At 47.0% G+C, this 20,050-nt stretch carries 13 protein-coding genes and 1 pseudogene; 12 read left to right on the forward strand and 2 right to left on the reverse strand.

What is annotated here, in order from left to right:
* Positions 1 to 161 precede the first annotated feature (161 nt).
* The gene (locus JWG39_RS04825) at positions 162 to 1,049 is read right to left on the reverse strand and encodes a ParB/RepB/Spo0J family partition protein (RefSeq protein ID WP_205218246.1); all 888 of its coding nucleotides are present in this window, start codon (positions 1,047 to 1,049) and stop codon (positions 162 to 164) included.
* Between the two features lie 615 nt (positions 1,050 to 1,664).
* Complete coding sequence (locus JWG39_RS04830) at positions 1,665 to 2,687, reverse strand: hypothetical protein (RefSeq protein ID WP_205218247.1); 1,023 nt, start codon at positions 2,685 to 2,687, stop codon at positions 1,665 to 1,667.
* 75 nt (positions 2,688 to 2,762) lie between these two features.
* Between JWG39_RS04830 and JWG39_RS04835 the strand changes: the two genes are divergently transcribed.
* The 12 genes and pseudogenes from JWG39_RS04835 (at position 2,763) to JWG39_RS04885 (ending at position 20,009) form a co-directional block, all read left to right on the forward strand.
* The gene (locus JWG39_RS04835; protein ID WP_205218248.1) at positions 2,763 to 3,158 is read left to right on the forward strand and encodes a helix-turn-helix domain-containing protein; all 396 of its coding nucleotides are present in this window, start codon (positions 2,763 to 2,765) and stop codon (positions 3,156 to 3,158) included.
* A gap of 88 nt (positions 3,159 to 3,246) precedes the next feature.
* Positions 3,247 to 3,402 (forward strand): annotated as a pseudogene (locus tag JWG39_RS17020) (P-type conjugative transfer ATPase TrbB); the annotation flags it as partial.
* 183 nt (positions 3,403 to 3,585) lie between these two features.
* Positions 3,586 to 3,783: a methylation-associated defense system helix-turn-helix domain-containing protein MAD1 gene (gene mads1, locus JWG39_RS04840; protein WP_205218249.1), complete on the forward strand. Its 198-nt coding sequence runs from the start codon at positions 3,586 to 3,588 to the stop codon at positions 3,781 to 3,783.
* A complete protein-coding gene (locus tag JWG39_RS04845) occupies positions 3,780 to 7,121 on the forward strand; it encodes a helicase-related protein (RefSeq protein WP_205218250.1) in 3,342 nt (1,113 codons plus the stop codon). Before mads1 ends, JWG39_RS04845 begins: the two co-directional genes overlap by 4 nt.
* Positions 7,108 to 7,872 (forward strand): DUF4391 domain-containing protein, encoded by a 765-nt coding sequence (locus JWG39_RS04850; protein ID WP_205218251.1) that lies wholly within the window; start codon positions 7,108 to 7,110, stop codon positions 7,870 to 7,872. Before JWG39_RS04845 ends, JWG39_RS04850 begins: the two co-directional genes overlap by 14 nt.
* Positions 7,869 to 8,288: a GxxExxY protein gene (locus tag JWG39_RS04855; RefSeq protein ID WP_205218252.1), complete on the forward strand. Its 420-nt coding sequence runs from the start codon at positions 7,869 to 7,871 to the stop codon at positions 8,286 to 8,288. The genes JWG39_RS04850 and JWG39_RS04855 overlap by 4 nt, the downstream gene beginning before the upstream one ends.
* A 50-nt stretch (positions 8,289 to 8,338) precedes the next feature.
* Complete coding sequence (locus tag JWG39_RS04860) at positions 8,339 to 10,282, forward strand: site-specific DNA-methyltransferase (protein ID WP_205218253.1); 1,944 nt, start codon at positions 8,339 to 8,341, stop codon at positions 10,280 to 10,282.
* The gene (locus JWG39_RS04865; RefSeq protein ID WP_205218254.1) at positions 10,282 to 11,385 is read left to right on the forward strand and encodes a virulence RhuM family protein; all 1,104 of its coding nucleotides are present in this window, start codon (positions 10,282 to 10,284) and stop codon (positions 11,383 to 11,385) included. Before JWG39_RS04860 ends, JWG39_RS04865 begins: the two co-directional genes overlap by 1 nt.
* Before the next feature lie 109 nt (positions 11,386 to 11,494).
* Positions 11,495 to 14,491, forward strand: a complete 2,997-nt coding sequence (locus JWG39_RS04870) for a type III restriction-modification system endonuclease (protein ID WP_205218255.1) — start codon at positions 11,495 to 11,497, stop codon at positions 14,489 to 14,491.
* A gap of 405 nt (positions 14,492 to 14,896) precedes the next feature.
* Entirely contained in the window at positions 14,897 to 16,891 is a 1,995-nt protein-coding gene (arnA, locus tag JWG39_RS04875; RefSeq protein WP_205218256.1) for a bifunctional UDP-4-amino-4-deoxy-L-arabinose formyltransferase/UDP-glucuronic acid oxidase ArnA, read from the forward strand.
* Positions 16,888 to 17,820, forward strand: a complete 933-nt coding sequence (locus JWG39_RS04880; RefSeq protein WP_205218257.1) for a polysaccharide deacetylase family protein — start codon at positions 16,888 to 16,890, stop codon at positions 17,818 to 17,820. Before arnA ends, JWG39_RS04880 begins: the two co-directional genes overlap by 4 nt.
* A 341-nt stretch (positions 17,821 to 18,161) precedes the next feature.
* Entirely contained in the window at positions 18,162 to 20,009 is a 1,848-nt protein-coding gene (locus JWG39_RS04885) for a phospholipid carrier-dependent glycosyltransferase (RefSeq protein WP_205218258.1), read from the forward strand.
* Positions 20,010 to 20,050 lie beyond the last annotated feature (41 nt).

Genomic DNA, 20,050 nt, shown 5'->3' on the forward strand with positions numbered 1-20,050 from the left:
CTATTATAGTTCCTGATGATATTGTAGAAAACAAACTTGCTACCGTTATATATAGCAGGGTGCTGGATGAGTACAATAAGTGCAACACGTTTTTTCATTTCACCCTCTTTTGTTAGTTGCAACTTAAAAAATCAGGCATTGTAGTCCAGTGTAAAGGAAGGTCAATCTGAAGAAATGATCTGATTTTGGTCAACCTTTAGTACCCGCTGGCAGCAGCATTCGCTTAAATCAACCTCTCTGGCTCGAATTTCGCCTTCTACGCGTAACCAGCCTCTTCCTGCAGCAGATGGCTCCCGATAAAGTAAAACGGCTTTCTGCCCTCGATAATCAACCCATATTTGCCATTTTATTGAAGGTCGCCTGTTTTGTTGTTTTTCTTCAGAAGCTTTTTCAGGATTTTTTACAGGATCAACGTTTTGGTGGACATATTTTAGATATTTTCTCAAAGATCTGAGTCCATTCATGGTTATCTCTGGAGAGTCTTCGATCCATGCTGTTGTTCGGGTTGGATCTGTTCGATAGGCTCTTGCAAGGTCACTAACCAGTGAGACGTTTTTTACTTTGCCTTTATCCCATGCGATTTTGACTGCCGGAGGCAGGTCAAGTAATCCAAGGTGCTGAGTAATATATGCCGGAGACTTTCCTATTTTTTTGGCAATGTGTATCCGTTTTGTACCACGTTGCAGCTCTTTTTGGAGAAGAACAGCTATCTCCATTGGTGTCATATCTTCTCGTTGCAGGTTCTCGATTGCTTGATCCAGTTCAGTAAAGGTTTTGTCGAGAAATGCAGGGATCGTTGTTTTTCCAGCAATTTTTGAGGCACGGAACCGCCTTGCACCATGATTTATCATGTATCGGTCAGCTTTTTCGGGATGAATCCGTAAAGAGATCGGACTTTTTACGCCAGAAACAGAAATAGTGTCCGCAAGCTCCTGGAGACTTTTCCTTGTGAATCCAGGATTGTCTTTCTTCCGGGGCTGATTCGGATCTTCATCTATCAGATCAAGAGGAATTTCCTGGGCAGGGGAGGGTGCTGAAGAAGAGGCCATTATGGGTACCAGGGTTAAAGAAGGTTAAACAAGGTTAAAGGTTAAACAAGGTTAAACAAGGATAAGGGTAATTATTTACACTATAACTCCCTAATTATATTGGTTTTTTTTGTTTGACCCCTGTGCTGTACCTCCCGAAACCCATGTACTGTACCTCCCGTTTTTTAGGCCACCCATGTCTTGTACCTCCCGGTTTTTAAACCACCCATGTACTGTACCTCCCGGTTTTCTTTTTAGTCATGTACTGTACCTCCCGGTTTATTTTTAGTCATGTACTGTACCTCCCGAGTCCCATGTACTGTACCTCCCGAGACCCATGTACTGTACCTCCCGAAATTACCTCTATAGTGCATAGCAGCTGACTTGAGCCAGCAGATACTGCTAACTTGCTAACATATCGACGATTATAAATTCAAAAGAGTATCGATTCACCAGCCAGGGACTATAGGAGCCTGTCTGAGAATAGGCATTCTATCCAAAATCGAGGCATTTTCACAAAATAAGCACATCTATATAGTTGATATTACGAGCATTGGTTTCTGAAAATAACGAGAAGTTTGGGCAAAAGAGCATTCTCGGACAGGCTCCCAGTCATGTACTGTACCTCCCGGTTTTTCACCGGGTATCTTTGATTGCGAACCTCTTATTTGCCCGTTTAATCTCATCAACGAACTCCATGGTAGGGCGTAGGTGATACCCTATGTTTATAATTTTATTTTTTGGCCCTCGCTCTGGTTTATCTATTTGAAATTCCATTAAAACATTCTTCTCAACAAGTTCTTCAAGGGATCGTTGCAGAAGTCTTTTTTTGTCTGGTGTCGTTGACGCATTAAGTAAACCACTATCACGTTCAATCATCCTGAGTGAACAATCATAAGGCAAAAAAATACTTGCCTGGGTGTAACGGGAGACCAGCCTTTTATAAATCCACCGGGTAAGCTGTCCGCGTAAACCCATCATTAATTCATAGTTGTACTGACGATAGGTTTTTTCCATCAGTCCGAGACTGAGGAAAATAGAAAATTCCACATACCATCGCGCTTTCTTATTCTTCTGGATTTCCTTTTCTGATACACCAATAAGATTGGTAATCGGCGAAGTTACGATCATTTTTTCGGCATACTCAACCTTGATTTTTGTCTGAGATAAAATATCAAGAGATGTCTTAATCTCCGCACAGGTATAGGCGTGTCCACGCTCTTTCAACTCTTTGCGCAGTTGATAGAGCGAAAACTTCACACCGACACGTCCCCGCTTCTGGCTGAAATATAGTTGTTCTGGTTCACACGCCAGTTTGCGCAGCGCGTCCTCTACAAACTCTTCCATAACAGAAGGATAGTATTCCTTCTCTTCTTTACCTTTGCCAATACGAGCTGGTGAGATCTCAATAGTATAGGGTTCGCCCATATAGTTGAAGGTGCGTTCATACTTGGGAAGGTATCCGCCCTGGCGGAGCCTGTTCTGCATTTTCGTTGTTACGCTGTATTTGGGCATACTGTCCCAAATGTTAATAATGTTGGACAGTTTTTCTCTCTCTTTTTCTGAATTAACAAGAAAATCTGTAAAAAGAGAGAGCTGCTTCGTCTTGAACTCCGCAGGTTCTGGGGCTAACCAGTCCTGAGGTTTATCATCTTTCATAATGAGCTCCATCGCATTGAATTTTCTCATAATTTAATCAAACCTCGTGTAAAAATCAAAACAGAGTTGTAGATTATGTTATCTAAAAACTCCTTTTCTTATAACGTCATTAAAACGCATAAAAACAATAATTTGATTATGGGCATGTTGAATAAAATATTTTCACAAAATGTTTCAGAAATTTTAGAGACTAAAAAAATATCAATAAGAAATTTAGCAACAATGTCCAGTGTTTCACGCGGGACCATCTCCGCCATCCTAAGTGGAAAAGCGAACCCTTCTCTGAATATTGTTGAGTCGATTGCTGAGGCTCTTGATAAAGATCCTGTAGATCTTATCAGGGGAAAATCCAATATAAACAATGACATACCATCAGGATATAAAATAATAAAAGCCCTCCTTACGGATTATCAAGCCTACCTCGTTCGAGGATGGGATAAAAAAGCTAAACAAAAAATAAAGGGCCTCTAACAGGATTGTTTTTTGTTTAGATGGTCAATATAATAGCCATTTTAACAGTTAAACGTCAAGAGGGAAAAATGCAGGAAAATACAAATACATAAAAGACAGGGCAATCCTGAAACTCTAAAGAGATATGGGATCAGACTTTCTGGCTGCTCTGAAAGATCCACAGACCGTAGAAATTATGCTCAATGCTGACGGAAGGCTTTGGAGCGAAAGGCTGGGAAAGGGGATGGAGGAAGTTGGAGAGTTGCTGAAAAACCCCCAAAAATTATCCTCATGTATTTAGGAATAAAAAGCTTGATACCATTATCTACACTACCATTTCATGTAAAACCTGATTAAACCCGACTAAACCCGATTGACAAAAAAACAGACATCATGTATCAATCCCAATTGAATCAGTTTGAAACTATAAATTTCAGAGGTATAAAAAATGGAAGATCGCTGGTTGTCCGTCGAGGAAATTGCTCAATATCTTGGTATCAGTAAAGATACTGTTTACACATGGATAAGCCGCAAGAAGATGCCCGCCCATAAAATTGGCCGTCTTTGGAAATTTAAGAAAGATGAGGTCGATATCTGGGTCCGTGACGGAAAAGCAAGATATTCCAAAGAAGGTGAAGATCAGTGAAGCACTCTTCTGGAATACTTGATAACAAATCTCTGGGAAATGTTGTTTCTGAGCTCAAAGAAAATATCGTCGCCGGATGCACTCTTTCTGTGGTTTCCACTCTCTTTTCTCTTTATGCGTATGATGAGCTGAAAAGGGAGCTTTCTAAAATCGACAATTTTCGACTCCTTGTTCCAAGCCTCAATGATGAAGAGATTTTTCTAAATAATCTGCACGGAAATCACTTGGACCGCCGCCTCCGAAATCGACTTGATGTCACTCGCATCGCCCGGGAGTGCTCGGAGTGGCTGAAACAGAAATGTGAAGTTCGCCAGTTGCCATCATCGTTACACCAGAATCTTATTCATTTGGCTCATGCCAACAACGGTGAACACTTTGCTATTGTAGGCAGCTCATCTTTTACTACTGACGGTTTGGGTATTGTTCCATCAGAAGCCTATCACATGAATACCTTCTTCCGCAGTTCTGAGGAAGCGCATTCATTGATCAAGTGGTTTGATGAGCTTTGGAATTCGGGAAAAAAAAGTGACGACTTTGGGGACATTTTGCAAGAAGCCCTCGCTCTCATCTACTCAGACAAGACGCCCCGGCAAATCTACTTCCTGACGCTCTTCAATATTTTCAGAGATTTTATTGGCGAACTGGATGAAGACAAAATCATTAAAACCCAGACCGGAATTAAAGGCACTCAAGTCTGGCAGAAGCTTTACAAATTCCAGCGTGACGGTGTGCTGGGGGCCATCGATAAAATTGAACGCTATAACGGTTGCATTATTGCAGACAGTGTGGGCCTGGGTAAAACCTTCGAAGCGCTGGCAATCATTAAATACTACGAACTGCGCAATGATAGAGTTCTGGTTTTATGCCCTAAAAAACTGCGGGAAAACTGGACTCTTTATACGGTAAATGACAAACGAAACATCATGGCCTCGGACAGGTTCAATTATGATGTGTTGAACCATACTGATTTAACAAGATTGCGCGGCATGTCTGGTGAGATAAATCTGGAAACCCTGAATTGGGGAAACTATGATCTGGTGGTTATTGATGAGTCTCATAATTTTCGAAACAACCCCTCCCGCAAAGATGATTCTCTGACCCGTTACTCAAAATTGATGAATGATATCATCAAGGCAGGTGTAAAAACAAAAGTTCTCATGCTCTCTGCAACTCCTGTAAACAACAGGATGAATGATCTGAAGAACCAGGTCGCATTTATTGTTGAAGCCAAAGATGAGGCGTTAAAATCAAATGGAATTATCAGCATTGAGCAGACGCTTAAAATGGCCCAAACACGTTTTAACGTATGGTTGACTCTGGATGAAAGCCAAAGGACCACAGAATCGCTGTTGGAGACCCTGAACTTTGATTATTTCAAACTCTTAGACATTCTGACTATTGCACGTTCCAGAAAGCATATCGAAAAATATTATGATATGTCTGAAATTGGCAAATTTCCTGAGAGGCTCAAGCCCGTCAATGTCAAGACGGACATCGATACAGAGGGGCGCTTTCCGGCACTTGAACGTATCAATAGAGACATCCGGTTACTTAACCTGAGCGCCTATGCTCCGCTTAAATATGTTCTGTCACACAAGGTTGAAGAATATAGCCGTAAGTATGACCGGAAAGTTGCTGGCGGTTCGGTCTTCAGACATGTTGACCGTGAGCAGAGTTTGATTCACCTGATACGGGTTAACCTTTTCAAACGCATGGAAAGCTCCATCAACTCCTTTACGATGACGCTGGAAAAACTTCTTGGTGAAGTAACAGGTTTGATTCAGAAAATTGCAGACCATGATAATAATGCAGCGGTCGAAGAGTTTGATATCGAAGAAATTGAAATTGAAGATAATGCGTTCTCTCCTTTTGTTGTCGGTAAAAAAGTCAAAGTCCTGATTCAGGACATGGACACGGTTCGCTGGAAGCAGGAACTTGAGGAAGATCGGGAAATTCTGGAAAAACTCATTTCATCTGCTCATGCAGTAAAAGCCCCTCAGGATGAAAAGCTGCGATGGTTGAAGGAGCTGATTCAGCATAAAGTGAACAACCCGATTAACCCGGGTAATAAAAAATTCCTCATTTTCACTGCATTTGCGGACACTGCAAAATATTTATACGAACATACTGCAAAATGGGCACATAGAGAGCTTGGGGTTTATGCCGCCCTGGTTACCGGTTCTGGTGAAAACAAAACCGAGATGCCCGGCATACGTAAAGACCTGGCCTCTATCATTACCTCCTTCTCTCCAGTATCAAAAGAGCGTGACAAGATAGATTCCTCACTCACTGCTGAGATTGATCTGCTGATTGCCACAGACTGTATTTCAGAAGGGCAAAACCTGCAGGACTGCGATTATCTGATTAACTATGACATCCACTGGAATCCGGTTCGCATTATTCAGCGCTTCGGGCGTATTGACCGCCTGGGGTCAAAAAATGAAAAAATTCAGCTGGTGAATTTCTGGCCCAATATGGAGCTGGATGAGTACATCAATCTAGAGGCCCGTGTCTCCGGTCGAATGGTCCTGCTTGATATCTCTGCTACCGGTGAAGAAAACGTCATCGAATTTAACGGCTCCGGCCAGATGAATGACCTTGAATACCGGCGTAAGCAGCTGGAAAAGCTTCAGAACGAAGTTGTGGATATAGATGATGTTGAGGGGGGGATTTCAATCACCGACCTTACCTTGAACGATTTCCGCATGGATCTCGGCGACTACATAAAAGCAGGCAATGCCTGTTCTTTTTCTGACTGGGGTGTTTCATCCAGATACATGTCCTTTCCTGGCTCTGGCTTTAATAATCAATCAAACGTCGTCTGTGAAAACCTGCTGGAGCGGATACCTCCGGGAGCTTTTGCCGTTGCCATTATTGACGACTCACTAAAGGGCGAGTTTTCCCCAGGAGTAATTTTCTGCCTTAAAAATGAAGGAGCACAAACCGTTTCGGACACAACCTACGCACTGTCGCCGTATTATTTGGTTTATGTATCAAACGACAGTTCCGTCATTTTACAGTTTACCCAGACTAAAAAGATTCTGGATCTGCTGAAAAAGATGAGCATTCATGGAAAGTCCGTTGATGGTGCAGCCACCACCCGCCTTTCCCGTTTGACAAAGGGCGGTTCTGATATGTCGCATTATCGCAGCCTGCTCTCCAAAGCGGTGCAGGCCCTGACCGGTGCGGCAGAAGAACGTGGCGTGGAAAGTCTCTTCTCTCCCGGCGGAACGGTGATTAATAAAAACAGCTTTAAGGGTATGGGTGATTTTGAAGTGGTCAGCTACCTGATCCTGCTCGAAAATGACGGTGAAGAGACAGGCGATGCCAGAGAATAAAAAAGCAGCCATTGATTACGTTTGGAACACGATCTCCTTTCCCGAGGCGACTTTGTTAGGCAAGCGGGTCCCGAAAAAGCAGTTTCTTGAAAGCGGCGAGCTTGTTGCCAGTGATAAAAAGCTGTTTCGGGAAAACGTAAAAAACGTTTACTGGGAATACACTCTGAAATCCTCAACCTGTCCGGTTTTGCCCTTCAGGGACAATGAGCGGGAGTATCTTGAGGTGGCGGTTCTGCAGGTTGAAATGAATTCCCAGAAAGTCCACAAACGAATCGCTGAAATTATCCACCGGGTCATTCCGTATCCGTTGATGCTTGGCCTGTACACTGAGACAGGTGAATTTGCACTGAGCATCGCTCCCAAACGATTCAGTCAGGCGGAACATGGAGTCTTTGTCGCCGAACGATTTTTCACCACCGGCTGGATGAGCAGCAAGGCATTAAATGAGTGGGAAGCGGCCTTTATCCAATCATTTGCGTGGGGCAATATGCCGATTCAGACCTACGGCACTTTATACAATGCCTGGACAGATCGCTTTACCGGATATGAGTGCTCTGTATTGTCCGGAACTTTCACCATTGGCAAGGCGGCCGACCGACTCGAGCAGTTGACGCGCTGCCGGGAAATTGAATGGAACATATCGGAACTGCGCGGGCAGCTGAAAAAAGCGGCTTTTAACCGGCAGGTGGAGCTGAATACACAAATCAAGAAATTTGAACAAGAGCTCAAGCAACTGGCGGGGAATTTATGAATCACGAGACACGAACCACGAAAGGCACGAACAACACGAAAGAAAAAATACTCTTTAAGGAAGAGTGCTATGTAATTCAGGGAGCTATCTTTGAGGTTTATCGTGAAATGGGATGTGGTTTTCTTGAGTCCATATATCAAGAGTGTCTTGAGAAGGAATTAAAAAATCGTGAGATTCCTTTTGTCGCTCAACAGGAACTACAATTGAAGTACAAAGGGGAACCTCTCCAGCAAACTTACAGACCCGACCTGATTTGTTATGGACAAATTATTGTTGAACTCAAAGCGGTGAAAGATATTGCACCTGAACACAAGGCGCAGGTGATTAACTATTTGAAGGCAACCGGGATGAAGCTTGGATTGCTCGTAAATTTTGGAACGTACCCAAAAGCATCAATCACAAGATTGGCTCTTTAACCTTTCGTGTCTTTCGTGCTTTTCGTGGTAAAAAATACAGGAGCTTGGATATGGAAAAAATGGATGGAAAAACAATGGATCTTGTAGCCGAAAACGTGAGCAAGCTGAAGGAACTGTTTCCTGAAGCCTTCACCGAAGGCAAGATCGACTTTGAAGCCCTGAAGGAAGTGCTCGGCACCTTTGTGGACGACCGCGATGAACGCTACAGCTTTACATGGAACGGTAAAAGTAAGGCCCGGATGATTGCTCAAACGCCAAGCACTGGCACCTTGCGCCCCTGCAGGGAAGAGTCGGTGGATTGGGATACCACGCAGAATATTTTCATTGAAGGTGATAATCTTGAAGTGCTCAAGCTCCTGCAGAAGAGCTACCACAAAAAAGTGAAGATGATCTATATCGATCCGCCTTATAACACTGGTAAGGATTTTGTCTATAGAGACAACTTCAAGGACAATATCAAGAACTATAAAGAAATCACCGGACAGGTGGATGGTGAAGGCCGCAACCTCTCGAACAATCCGGAAACCAGCGGGCGTTATCATACCGATTGGCTCAACATGATGTATCCGCGTTTGAAACTGGCGAGAAATTTGCTGAAGGATGATGGGGTTATTTTTATCAGTATTGATGACAATGAAGTTTCCAACCTTCGAAAGGTGTGTGACGAGATTTATGGGGAAGAAAACTTATTAGGCGTTTTTCAGTGGCGAAGAAGACAACGGGCCGACAATCGGAATCAATCACGAGTATCCCCCGATCACGAATATATTGTCGCTTATTCAAAGACTGAAAACATCGTTCTGAAAGGAACTGAAGTAGATCTGGGGAAATACAAAAATCCTGATAATGATCCACGTGGCCCATGGGCCAGCATTGACCTTTCTGGACTAGCCACAGCGACGCAACGCCCAAATTTACACTACGATATTGTAGACCCCCAAACTGGCATTTCTTATCCTCCAAATCCAAGCAGGGGCTGGTCAAAAAGCAAAGATAATGTTCTAAAGATGATTAAGGAAGGACGTATTTTATTTCCTAAGTCTCCCAAAGGAAGACCTCGTGAAAAGAAATTTGTAAATGACCTAAATTCGACAGTTACAGGATTCTCGACCTGTCTAGATTCAAAACACGTTGGCTATACAACGAATGGAACGAGAGAAGTAACCAGTTTGATCGGCGGAAAATACTTCGACTTTCCCAAACCAACTAACTTACTAAAAACTCTTATAGATCAGTCAACAGAGAAAGCAGACATCATTTTTGACTTTTTCGCTGGGGCTGCGACTACTGCCGATGCTGTTCTACAGCTTAATGCAGAAGATATTGGGGGCAGACGCTTTGTTGTAGCCCAACTACCTGAAAAGATAGACGTGAAATCTGAGGGGTTCAAAGCTGGGTATAAAAGTATCGCTGAAATAAGCAAAGAACGAATTCGCCGGGCTGCTGCAAAGATCAAAAAAGAATTGGCAACCACAGGCCACACGAAAAACACAGAAAAATATAAAAAAGAAAATTATTTATTCGGCAAAGCCGAAACTTCCGTGTCTTCTGTGTTTTCCGTGGTTAAAAAAATCGATCTTGGCTTCAAGGTATTCAAACTCGACTCCACCAACATCAAACCGTGGGAAGTCGACTTTGACATGACGGAGCGCACCCTCGAAGACTTCATCTCCAACATTAAATCCGACCGCAAAGAGGAAGATGTCCTCTACGAGATCCTGCTTAAGTACGGTCTCGATCTGACCCTGCCTATCACTGAACGCACCATTGCTGAACACAAGGTCTTCGATATAGGAATGGGAGCACTCATTGTTTGCCTGTCGGATGCTATCTCCCTTGAGGTTGTCGAAGGCATTGCCAGGCTGAAGGATGAGCTCAATCCGGAAATCATGCGGGTGGTATTCAAGGACTCCGGTTTCAAAGATGACGTAGTCAAAACTAATGCGGTTCAGATTCTTAGGACAGCTGGCATTGTCGATGTAAGGAGCTTGTGATGAACCACGAAAAACACGAAAAGACACGAAAGAAGAAGGTGACCACGGAACAGCCTGAAAGCAAGGAAGAACGGCGGTTGACCACGAAGGATGAACTGACCGACTTCCTGCTCTACACCGCTCCGAATGGACAGGTGAAGGTGGAGTGTATTCTGCGTGACGAAACCATATGGCTGCCCCAAAAGCGCATTGCAGAGTTGTTTGGAGTAGGTATTCCTGCTATTTCAAAGCATTTGGACAATATTTATCAGGATGGTGAATTGTCGAAGGAGGCAACTGTTTCCATTTTGGAAACAGTTCAACAGGAGGGCTCCCGTCAGGTTAAACGAAAGCTGGAATTCTACAATCTGGATGCGATTATCTCCGTCGGCTACCGCGTAAACTCCTCCAAAGCCACCCAATTCCGCATCTGGGCGACTGGGCTGCTCAAGGAATACATCACCAAGGGCTTTGCCATGGATGATGAGCGGCTGAAAAACGGGCGTTTTTTCGGCAAGGATTATTTTCGCGAACTGCTGGAACGCGTCCGCTCCATCCGCGCCTCCGAGCGTCGTATCTATCAGCAGATCACCGATATCTTTGCCGAGTGCAGTATCGACTATGCCCCCAAATCGGAAACCACCCGGAATTTCTATGCCCATGTGCAGGATAAATTCCACTTCGCCATCACCGGTCATACTGCAGCGGAAATCATCTATCTGAATGCAGATGCCGAGAAGCCGTTGATGGGGATGCTGACTCACAAGAACGCGCCGGACGGTCGCGTGCTTAAATCTGATACCACTATTGGAAAAAATTACTTGCAGGAAGAGGATATCAAAAAGCTGGAACGGACAGTGACCGCGTTTTTCGACTATATTGAGCACATTATTGAAAATCGTATCACCTTTACCATGGAAAATTTTTCCGAAAGTGTGAACCGCTTCCTTGAGTTTAATGAATATAAAATCCTCGAAGGATATGGTTCAGTTTCCCGCAAAAAAGCCGAAGAGAAGGCGTTTGCAGAATACGACAAGTTTAACAAAACCCAGCGCATAGAGTCCGATTTCGACAAAGCCGTTAAACAAATCGAAGCCTCAAACAAAAAAGGAGGCAAATCATGAACAATAACCTTTCGTGTTTTTCGTGGTTAAAAAATATTAGTGCCCATTTGTGTTCATTCGTGGTTTCAAAACCTTCCATGTATTCCGTGGTTAAAACTGGAGGTTCGGAATGAAAATACAATTCGATCCGAATCAGGATTTCCAGAAACAGGCCATAGAATCCGTTACCGGTGTTTTTAAAGGTCAGGAACTCTGCCAGACAAATTTTACGGTTGCTCCGCTGCAATACTCGCCCCAGCAGGACATTCCCGGTAACTTAAATAACCTTGGTATAGGAAACAGACTGAAGTTGTTACCCGAGGATATTCATAGAAACATCCGCAAGATACAACTGAAAAATGGGCTGGCTCCTTCCAAAAAAATGGACTCCATGGATTTTACCGTGGAGATGGAAACCGGTACCGGAAAGACCTATGTCTATCTGCGCTCGATCTTTGAAATGAACCGACTCTACGGATTTACCAAGTTCGTTATTGTAGTTCCCTCTATCGCCATTAAAGAAGGTGTGTATAAGTCACTGCAAATCACGGCGGAGCATTTTCGTGAGCTCTATGAAAATGTCAGTTTTGACTATTTTGTCTATGACTCCAGCAAACTTTCCGATGTAAGAAGCTTTGCCACCAGTTCAGATATTCAGATCATGGTTATCAATATTGCCGCTTTCCGGAAAAGCTTTAGTGATCCGGAAAATGAAAACAAAGCGAACATTATCCATCGTTTTCATGACCGTATGGCCGGGGCCAAACCCATTGAATTCATTCAGGAAACTAACCCCATCGTTATCATTGATGAACCCCAAAGTGTTGATACCACCCCAAAGAGTAAAGAGGCGATCGCCTCACTCAATCCCCTTTGTACCCTGCGCTACTCTGCTACCCATGTAGACAAACATAATATGCTCTACAAGCTGGACTCGGTTGATGCCTATGAGCAGAAATTGGTAAAGCAGATCGAGGTTGCCGGGGTTGAAGTCAAAGACGGCTATAATAAGGCCTACATTAAGCTTTTGAGCGTAAACAACAAAAAGAGCCCGATCACTGCCAAAATCGAAATTGATTGTCGTATGAAAAACGGTAATATCAAGAGAAAGTCTGTAATGGTCTCAAGCGGCGCTGATCTTCTGGATGCAAAATACAGCGGCGGTCGTGACATTTATGATGGATACATCGTTGAGTATATCTACTGCGAAAAGGGCAGCGAATATATCAACTTTACCAGCAAACCGGAAATTTTGAAACTGGGTCAGGCCATCGGCGAAGTTGACCCGGATGAATACAAACGCCTGCAGATGCGTAAGACCATTGAGGAACATTTGGATAAAGAGATGCGCCTGCGCCCTCAGGGCATCAAAGTCCTCAGTCTGTTTTTTATCGACAAGGTGGCCAATTACCGCAGGTACGATGAGGACGGCAATCCGCAAAAGGGTAAATTCGCTCTGATGTTTGAAGACGAGTATGCCCGGGCAATCCACAAACCTAAATACCGCACTCTCTTTGAAGGGGCGGATTTGGATACCGTCGCTGCTGGTGTGCATAACGGGTATTTCGCCGTTGATAAAAAGAAGGATACTGCTGGCAATGAAATGTTGAAGGATGCATCCGGTAAAACCGCTGCGGATGAAAGCACCTACAATCTCATCATGAAAGAGAAGGAGAAACTGCTCAGCTTTGACTCAAAGCTTAAGTTTATCTTCTCACACTCCGCTCTGAAAGAAGGCTGGGATAATCCCAACGTTTTCCAGATCTGTACGCTCAACGAAACCAATTCAGTGATCAAGAAACGGCAGGAAATTGGCCGTGGCCTGCGTATATGTGTCAATCAGGATGGCGAGCGGGTTCATGGATTTGAGGTCAACACGCTCACGGTTATGGCCAATGAGTCCTATGAGAAGTTTGCCGAGCAGCTGCAGAAAGAAATCGAGCAGGAAGAAGGCATTAAATTCGGTGTGGTTGAAGAGCACCTGTTTGCCAACATTGTTGTGCCAATAGATGACGACAACAGCGAATACCTTGGTGTCGATGCTTCCAGGAAACTTTGGAATCATCTGAAAACTACCGGCTATATTGATGCCAAAGGCAAGGTTCAGGACTCCTTGAAAAGGGCCTTGAAAAGCGGTGAGCTGGAACTGCCCGAGGAATTCAAAGCGCATGCACCTCAAATTGCTGCGGTTCTGAAGAAAGTTTCCGGCAATCTCAACATCAAGAACCGTGACGACAAAAAAAAGGTGTCTCTGAACAAAGCCGTATTTTTAAGTCCGGAGTTCAAAGAGCTTTGGGATCGGATCAAATACAAGACAACCTTCAGGGTGGATTTTGATGTGAACGCACTTACTGCAAAATGCGCTGAAGAGATCAAAGTCAATCTGCAGGTAGGAAAAGCCAGATTTATTTACCGAAAGGCCAAGGCCGAGATTGACCGGGGTGGCATTCATGCTCAGCATGTTCAGGAAACAGCCAGTGTTTATGAATCACGATCTTTTGAGCTCCCGGATCTGATCACTTATCTCCAGAATGAAACAAACCTGACCCGTCGAACGATTGTTAAGATCATCAATGACAGCGGTCGTCTGGAATCATTTAAGAATAACCCGCAAAAATTTATCGAGCAGGTTTCAACAATTATCCAGCACCAGATGCGCCTCTTTGTTGTTGATGGCATCAAGTACCACAAGATTGGCGACGATCAATTTTATGCACAGGAACTTTTCAGCGATAACGAGCTCTTTGGTTACCTGCAAAAAAACATGGTCGAAAGCCAGAAATCGGTCTTTGACTACGTGGTATACGATTCCAATATAGAACTGGAGTTTGCCACCGCTTTTGAACGAAGCGACGACATCAAGTTGTATGCAAAGCTCCCGGACTGGTTCAAGATCGACACCCCGCTGGGAACCTATAACCCGGACTGGGCCGTGTTGATTGAAGTCGATGGCAAAGAAAAACTCTATTTTGTTGTTGAGACCAAAAGCACGTTATTCACCGATGCTCTGCGGCCAACTGAAAAAGCTAAAATCGCATGTGGCAAGGAACACTTCAAAGCTCTGGGCAGTGATGTTGGGTTCGCCGTCACAAATGCATTTGAGGATTTTTCAGGGAAGTACGTGTAATTCACAGGGAGATTCGGCAGATGATTTCATCAACGACAACGAAATGGTTTACGCAAAGACCTCGGTGGCTGCAAGTTGCTGCAAAACGATTGCTGGCATCCAGTAATTTGAATGACGGCTGAATTCAAGTAATAAATGCAACACGTTTACCATTGGCCTCTTCCGGAAAAGGTCGGTTGCCATGAGATCATTTTATACCATTTACATTTTTTACTGACCCAAAAAACACGGTAGGACAAACAGGATGATAAATTAATTTCATTGCAAAAACGTCTGTTGTGAGATGAGCCATCTGTTGTGCTGAAGACGCCCACCTGCCTTTGAATTCGCCAATACAAAATGTAATTGGTATTACTTTTTAAGGAGCTCTTCACCGTTTCCTTCATCTTCAAACTACAAAACACTATGAAAGCAGTAGTCCTTGCCTACAACCAGACAGGCTGTATTGGTCTCCAGTCCCTTCTTGACCACGGCTTTGATGTCGTCGCGGTTTTCACCCATAAAGACAGCCCCGGGGAGAATATCTGGTTCGACTCCGTGGCCGAGCTTGCCGCTGCACACAATATTCCTGTCTATGCGCCGGAGGATATTAACCATCCGCTCTGGGTGGAGCGAATTCGGGACATGGCGCCGGAGGTTATTTTCTCCTTCTACTATCGCCACCTCGTCAGCGCAGAGCTGCTCGCTCTTGCTCCTCTGGGCGGGCTGAATCTCCACGGCTCCCTGCTGCCGAAGTATCGCGGCCGCTGTCCGGTAAACTGGGTGCTGGTGAACGGGGAGACAGAGACCGGTGTGACTCTGCATCAGATGACGTCAAAAGCAGACGATGGACCGATCCTTGGCCAGCGTGCGGTAGCTGTTAAGGCCAGCGATACAGCCCTCACGCTGCAGCGGGCACTCGGCGTGGCTGCGGGCGAACTGCTCGCCGAACTGCTGCCGAAGATTAAAGCCGGTATCGTTTCTGGCACTCCGCAGGACGAAAAAGAGGTGAGTTATTTCGGTGGCCGTACCCCGGCCGACGGTGAGATTGACTGGTCTCGTTCCGCCAGCGAAATGTACAACCTCATCCGCGCAGTTACCCGCCCCTGGCCAGGGGCTTTTTCCTGGATCGGCAACAGGAAGGTCTTCCTCTGGAAGGTGCGCGAGGTTGCAGGACAGGAGCCGGAGATCGCTGTCCCCGGCACTGTGCTGAAGAACAAGCCGCTGACCATTGCCTGTGGTAAAGGGGCGCTGGAGGTGGAGTCTGGCGAGGGGGAAGGGGGGCTTTATACCACTGGCCATCAACTTGCCGCCGAGTTCAACATCGCCCCCGGCATGATTTTCAGCGGGGCGCCGAAACGGCGATCAGCGGGGCGCAAAACTCAGGTGCTCATCCTTGGTGTCAACGGCTTTATCGGCAATCACCTCAGCGAACGCCTGCTGGCCAGCGGCCGTTATGAGGTGCACGGCATGGATCTGCGGAACAACACCCTCACCCGGCTGCTCAACAATCCCGATTTCCACTTTACCGAGGGCGATATCTCCATCCAGCGGGAGTGGATTGAGTATCACGTGCGTAAATGTGATGTTGTGTTGCCGCTGGTCGCTATCGCCACTCCTATTGAATATGTGCGCAATCCGCTGAAGGTCTTTGAACTGGACTTTGAGGAGAACCTGCGCATCGTCCGCTACTGTGCCAAATACGGCAAACGGCTGCTCTTTCCCTCCACTTCGGAGGTGTACGGCATGTGTGATGATGATGAGTTTGATGAGCGGAAATCAAACTTTGTCCTTGGCCCCATCCACAAGCAGCGCTGGATCTACTCCTGTTCCAAACAGATGCTCGATCGGGTGATCTGGGCCTACGGTGCTACGCGGGGATTACGGTTTACCCTTTTTCGCCCCTTCAACTGGGTGGGACCACGGCTGGACTCGCTGGAGTCGGCACGGATCGGCAGTTCGAGGGTCATCACTCAGTTTATCCTCAACCTTGTTGAAGGAACACCCATTCGTCTGGTGGATGGCGGGGCGCAGAAGCGCTGTTTCACCGATGTGAAGGATGGCGTGGAGTGTCTCTTCCGTATTATTGAAAACGAGGGCGAACGCTGCAACGGCGAGATCTTCAATATTGGTAATCCTGACAATGAGTTCAGCATGGCTGAACTGGCAGAGATTCTGCGCGGCAAATTTGCCACGCATCCCCATCGCAGTGAGTTTCCGCCCGATGCCGGACTGCAAAATATTGAGGCGCGTGCTTTCTATGGAAAGGGCTATCAGGATGTGCAGCACCGTCGCCCTTCTATTCGCAACGCGCATAAACTTTTGGGATGGGAACCGAAGGTGTCCTTTGAACAGAGTGTGGAGAAGACTCTCGGCTATTTCCTTGATGATGCTCTGTCCACTCTGCGGAGCAGAACGTGACTCTGGTCGGTCTGCGAATTGATGTCGATACCCTGCGGGGAACACGGCGGGGTGTACCACGCCTCGTCTCCCTCCTTGGTGAGCGAAAGATTCGTGCCGGATTCTTCTTTTCGGTGGGACCGGACAACATGGGGCGCCACCTCTGGCGGCTGCTGCGGCCAGCCTTTCTGCTCAAGATGCTGCGCAGCGGGGCACCGGGACTCTATGGGCTGGATATCCTTTTCAAGGGGACGTTCTGGCCGGGGCCGCTGATCGGGCCGCGTTGTGAGGAGGTCATCCGCGCGGCGGCGCTGGCGGGACATGAGATCGGGCTCCATGCGTGGGACCATCAGGGCTGGCAGCGCCGCATCGCGAAGATGGATGAGACGGAGGTTGCGTCTGTTGTTGGACGCGGTGTTGCTGAGCTGACGCGTATTCTCGGCCGGGCGCCGGAGTGTTTCGCTGCCCCTGCCTGGCGGGTGAGCGCAGCGGCGCTGCAGGCGCTGGAACCTCTGCCTTTTCACTACCGGTCCGACTGTCGCGGGAATTCACCTTTTTATCCTCTGCTGCCGGATGGCAGTGTGTCCAAAATTCCCCAGATACCAGATACGCTGCCCACCTATGACGAGATGGTGGGGCGGATGTGCAGTCGGGCGCACTACAATGAGACCCTTCTCGACTTGATAAAACCAGATGCCTTCAACGTCCTGACCATCCATGCGGAAGCAGAGGGGATCTCCTGCGCGGAGATGTTTGCGGAATTTCTGGAAATGGCGGCGGAGCAGGAGATCTTCTTCTGTCCGCCAGGGGAACTGCTGGAGGGGAGGGTGCTGCCTGTTTGCCCGCTTGAGGAGAGCATGGTGGATGGACGCGAGGGTGTACTCTCGCTGCAGGGAAAACCGGAGGCTGCTTCTCAGGCCAAACAGGGTTATACCCTAATTTCATTGTAGAAACGTCTGTTGTGAGATGAGCCACCTGTTGTGCTGAAGACGCCCAAATTGGGCGTCTCTACAAAAAACTTTTGCTTTTGTTTTTTCCTGTCTCCCTGCCTTTGAATCTGCCAATACAAAATGTAAATGGTATCGACGTCAGCCACCTGATTTTTTTCCATCAGGGAAAGTTTTTCAAAGGCCTCGGGGCAAACCGCGGCCCTCATGTCAGATGGTGAATATTATACATTTTTCCAGATCCGGGAAAGGTCCCCGTTTCGACTCTTTGCTTGAAAATTGTGACTCTGGCGGGTAGTTTTTGTCAACACTCCAGACAAATCATCTAACTGCAGGATGTGACCATGCGAAAACTTCTTTATTTTCTCCTGCCGATTATTTTTTTCGGTACAGTTTATATCCTTCCCCTTGGTGAACGCAACCTGATCCGTCCCGATGAGATGCGTTATGCCGAGATTCCCCGGGAGATGCTCGCCTCGGGACAGTGGATTGTGCCAAAACTCGCCGGGGCACGCTATTTCGAAAAGCCGCCTCTCGGCTACTGGCTTGGCGCATATTCAGAAAAATATCTCGGAGAAAATAATTTTGCTGTACGTCTGCCCTCGGCTGTGGCCACGGGCGGTACCGCTGTGCTGCTCTTCTTTCTCGTCTGGCGTGCGTCGTTACGCAGCCGGGAAAAAATACCACGGGTGAAGATGACGCGCAAAGAGCGTCGGGCAGCAAAGCTGGCAGTAAAGCAGAAGATGCTGGCAGAGAAAGAGGCGGGCCGGGAGATTCTCTCTCCTCCTTCACCTCTGCTCACCGGCAGCCTCGCGGCATTGATCTACCTCTCCTGTGCGGAAGTTTTCGCCATTGGAACCACGGCCCTGCCTGATGCTGTTTTCACCTTTTTCCTCACCGGCTGCATCATCTCCTTTTTTGCCGCCACTGAGGCCCGGCGTGGTTCTCTCTGTGAGTGGGTACTGCTTATCTTTGCCGGCCTTTTTTGTGCCGCCGCTTTTCTTTCCAAGGGGTTCCCTGGTATCGCCCTGCCCGTTCTGGTACTGGTGCCGTGGCTGATGTGGCAGCGGCGTTTTGTCGATCTCTTCCGCATGAGCTGGCTGCCGCTGCTGCTGGCGTTTTTTGTAACGTTACCATGGGTTCTGCAGATCAACTGGTGGGAAAAAGATTTCTGGAACTACTTTATATTTAACGAGCATTTCCGCCGTTTCATCGGGGAAAATGCCCAGCATGGAGAGCCATTCTGGTACTTTCTCACCGGTGGACCGCTGATGTCTTTTCCCTGGGTGTTGATGATTCCCGCCGCCGCAGCCGGACTGCTTCAGCGGAGCCAGTTTGATCCGCAGCCGGGGACACCACTGAATTCGGAAGGTCGCCTGTTGCGGTTCTCTGTCCTGTGGTTTCTCCTCCCCCTGCTTTTCTTTTCTGTCTCCCACGGCAAATTGATGAGTTATATTCTGCCCTGCTTTGTGCCTTTTGCGGTACTTATGGCACAAGGGTTGAGTCGTCTCTTTTCCAACCGGGAGAGACGTAAACTCTTTCAGGGCGGAGCCGCTGTCGTCAGCCTGATCTGTCTCGTTGCCCTCGGGGTACTGCTCTACGTGCAGATCTTTGGCATAGAAGGGCTGAAGCACTTCACCGGCATACCAGGGGGGACGCCGTTTTTCGTGGATTCTGCCAGGGCCGGGCTGGTTGGAGCGGGGTTGACGGCGATGCTGCTCCTGCTGTCTGCAACCCGCCAGGGTCTGGGGGTGGGCAGTGCCTTCACCTTCGGTATTGCTCCGCTGCTGCTCTTCAGCGTGATGCCGTGGACAGTTCCCGACCGCATGGAGGTGTCGCAGATGCCGGGCCCGCTGCTCAAGAGTTTTGCCCACCGCATCAGCCCGGACGACATTATTATATCGGGGGCCAGTAGTTTGCAGGCGGTATGCTGGTACTGGAAGCGCACCGATGTCTTTGCTGTTGAGTGGGCGGGAGAGCTGGATTACGGCTTTACCCGGAAGGATGAACGGTTGAAAGGGGAAAAGAGGATTCTTACCCTTGCTGACATCCGGCGGCTGGCAAAAGAGTATCCGAACCGCATTGTTCTCGTTATCCGTTCTGTTTACAGCCATGAGTGGGAAAGCCGCCTGCCGAAACCTCTTTATCAGCGGAGCAGCGGGCCGGAGGGGTTCACCATCATGCGTCTTTAGGCTGCCTCGAATATGAACATGAACGAAATCCAAGATTATTC

The sequence above is a fragment of the Desulforhopalus vacuolatus genome, assembly GCF_016918505.1.
GTDB classification, from domain to species: domain Bacteria; phylum Desulfobacterota; class Desulfobulbia; order Desulfobulbales; family Desulfocapsaceae; genus Desulforhopalus; species Desulforhopalus vacuolatus.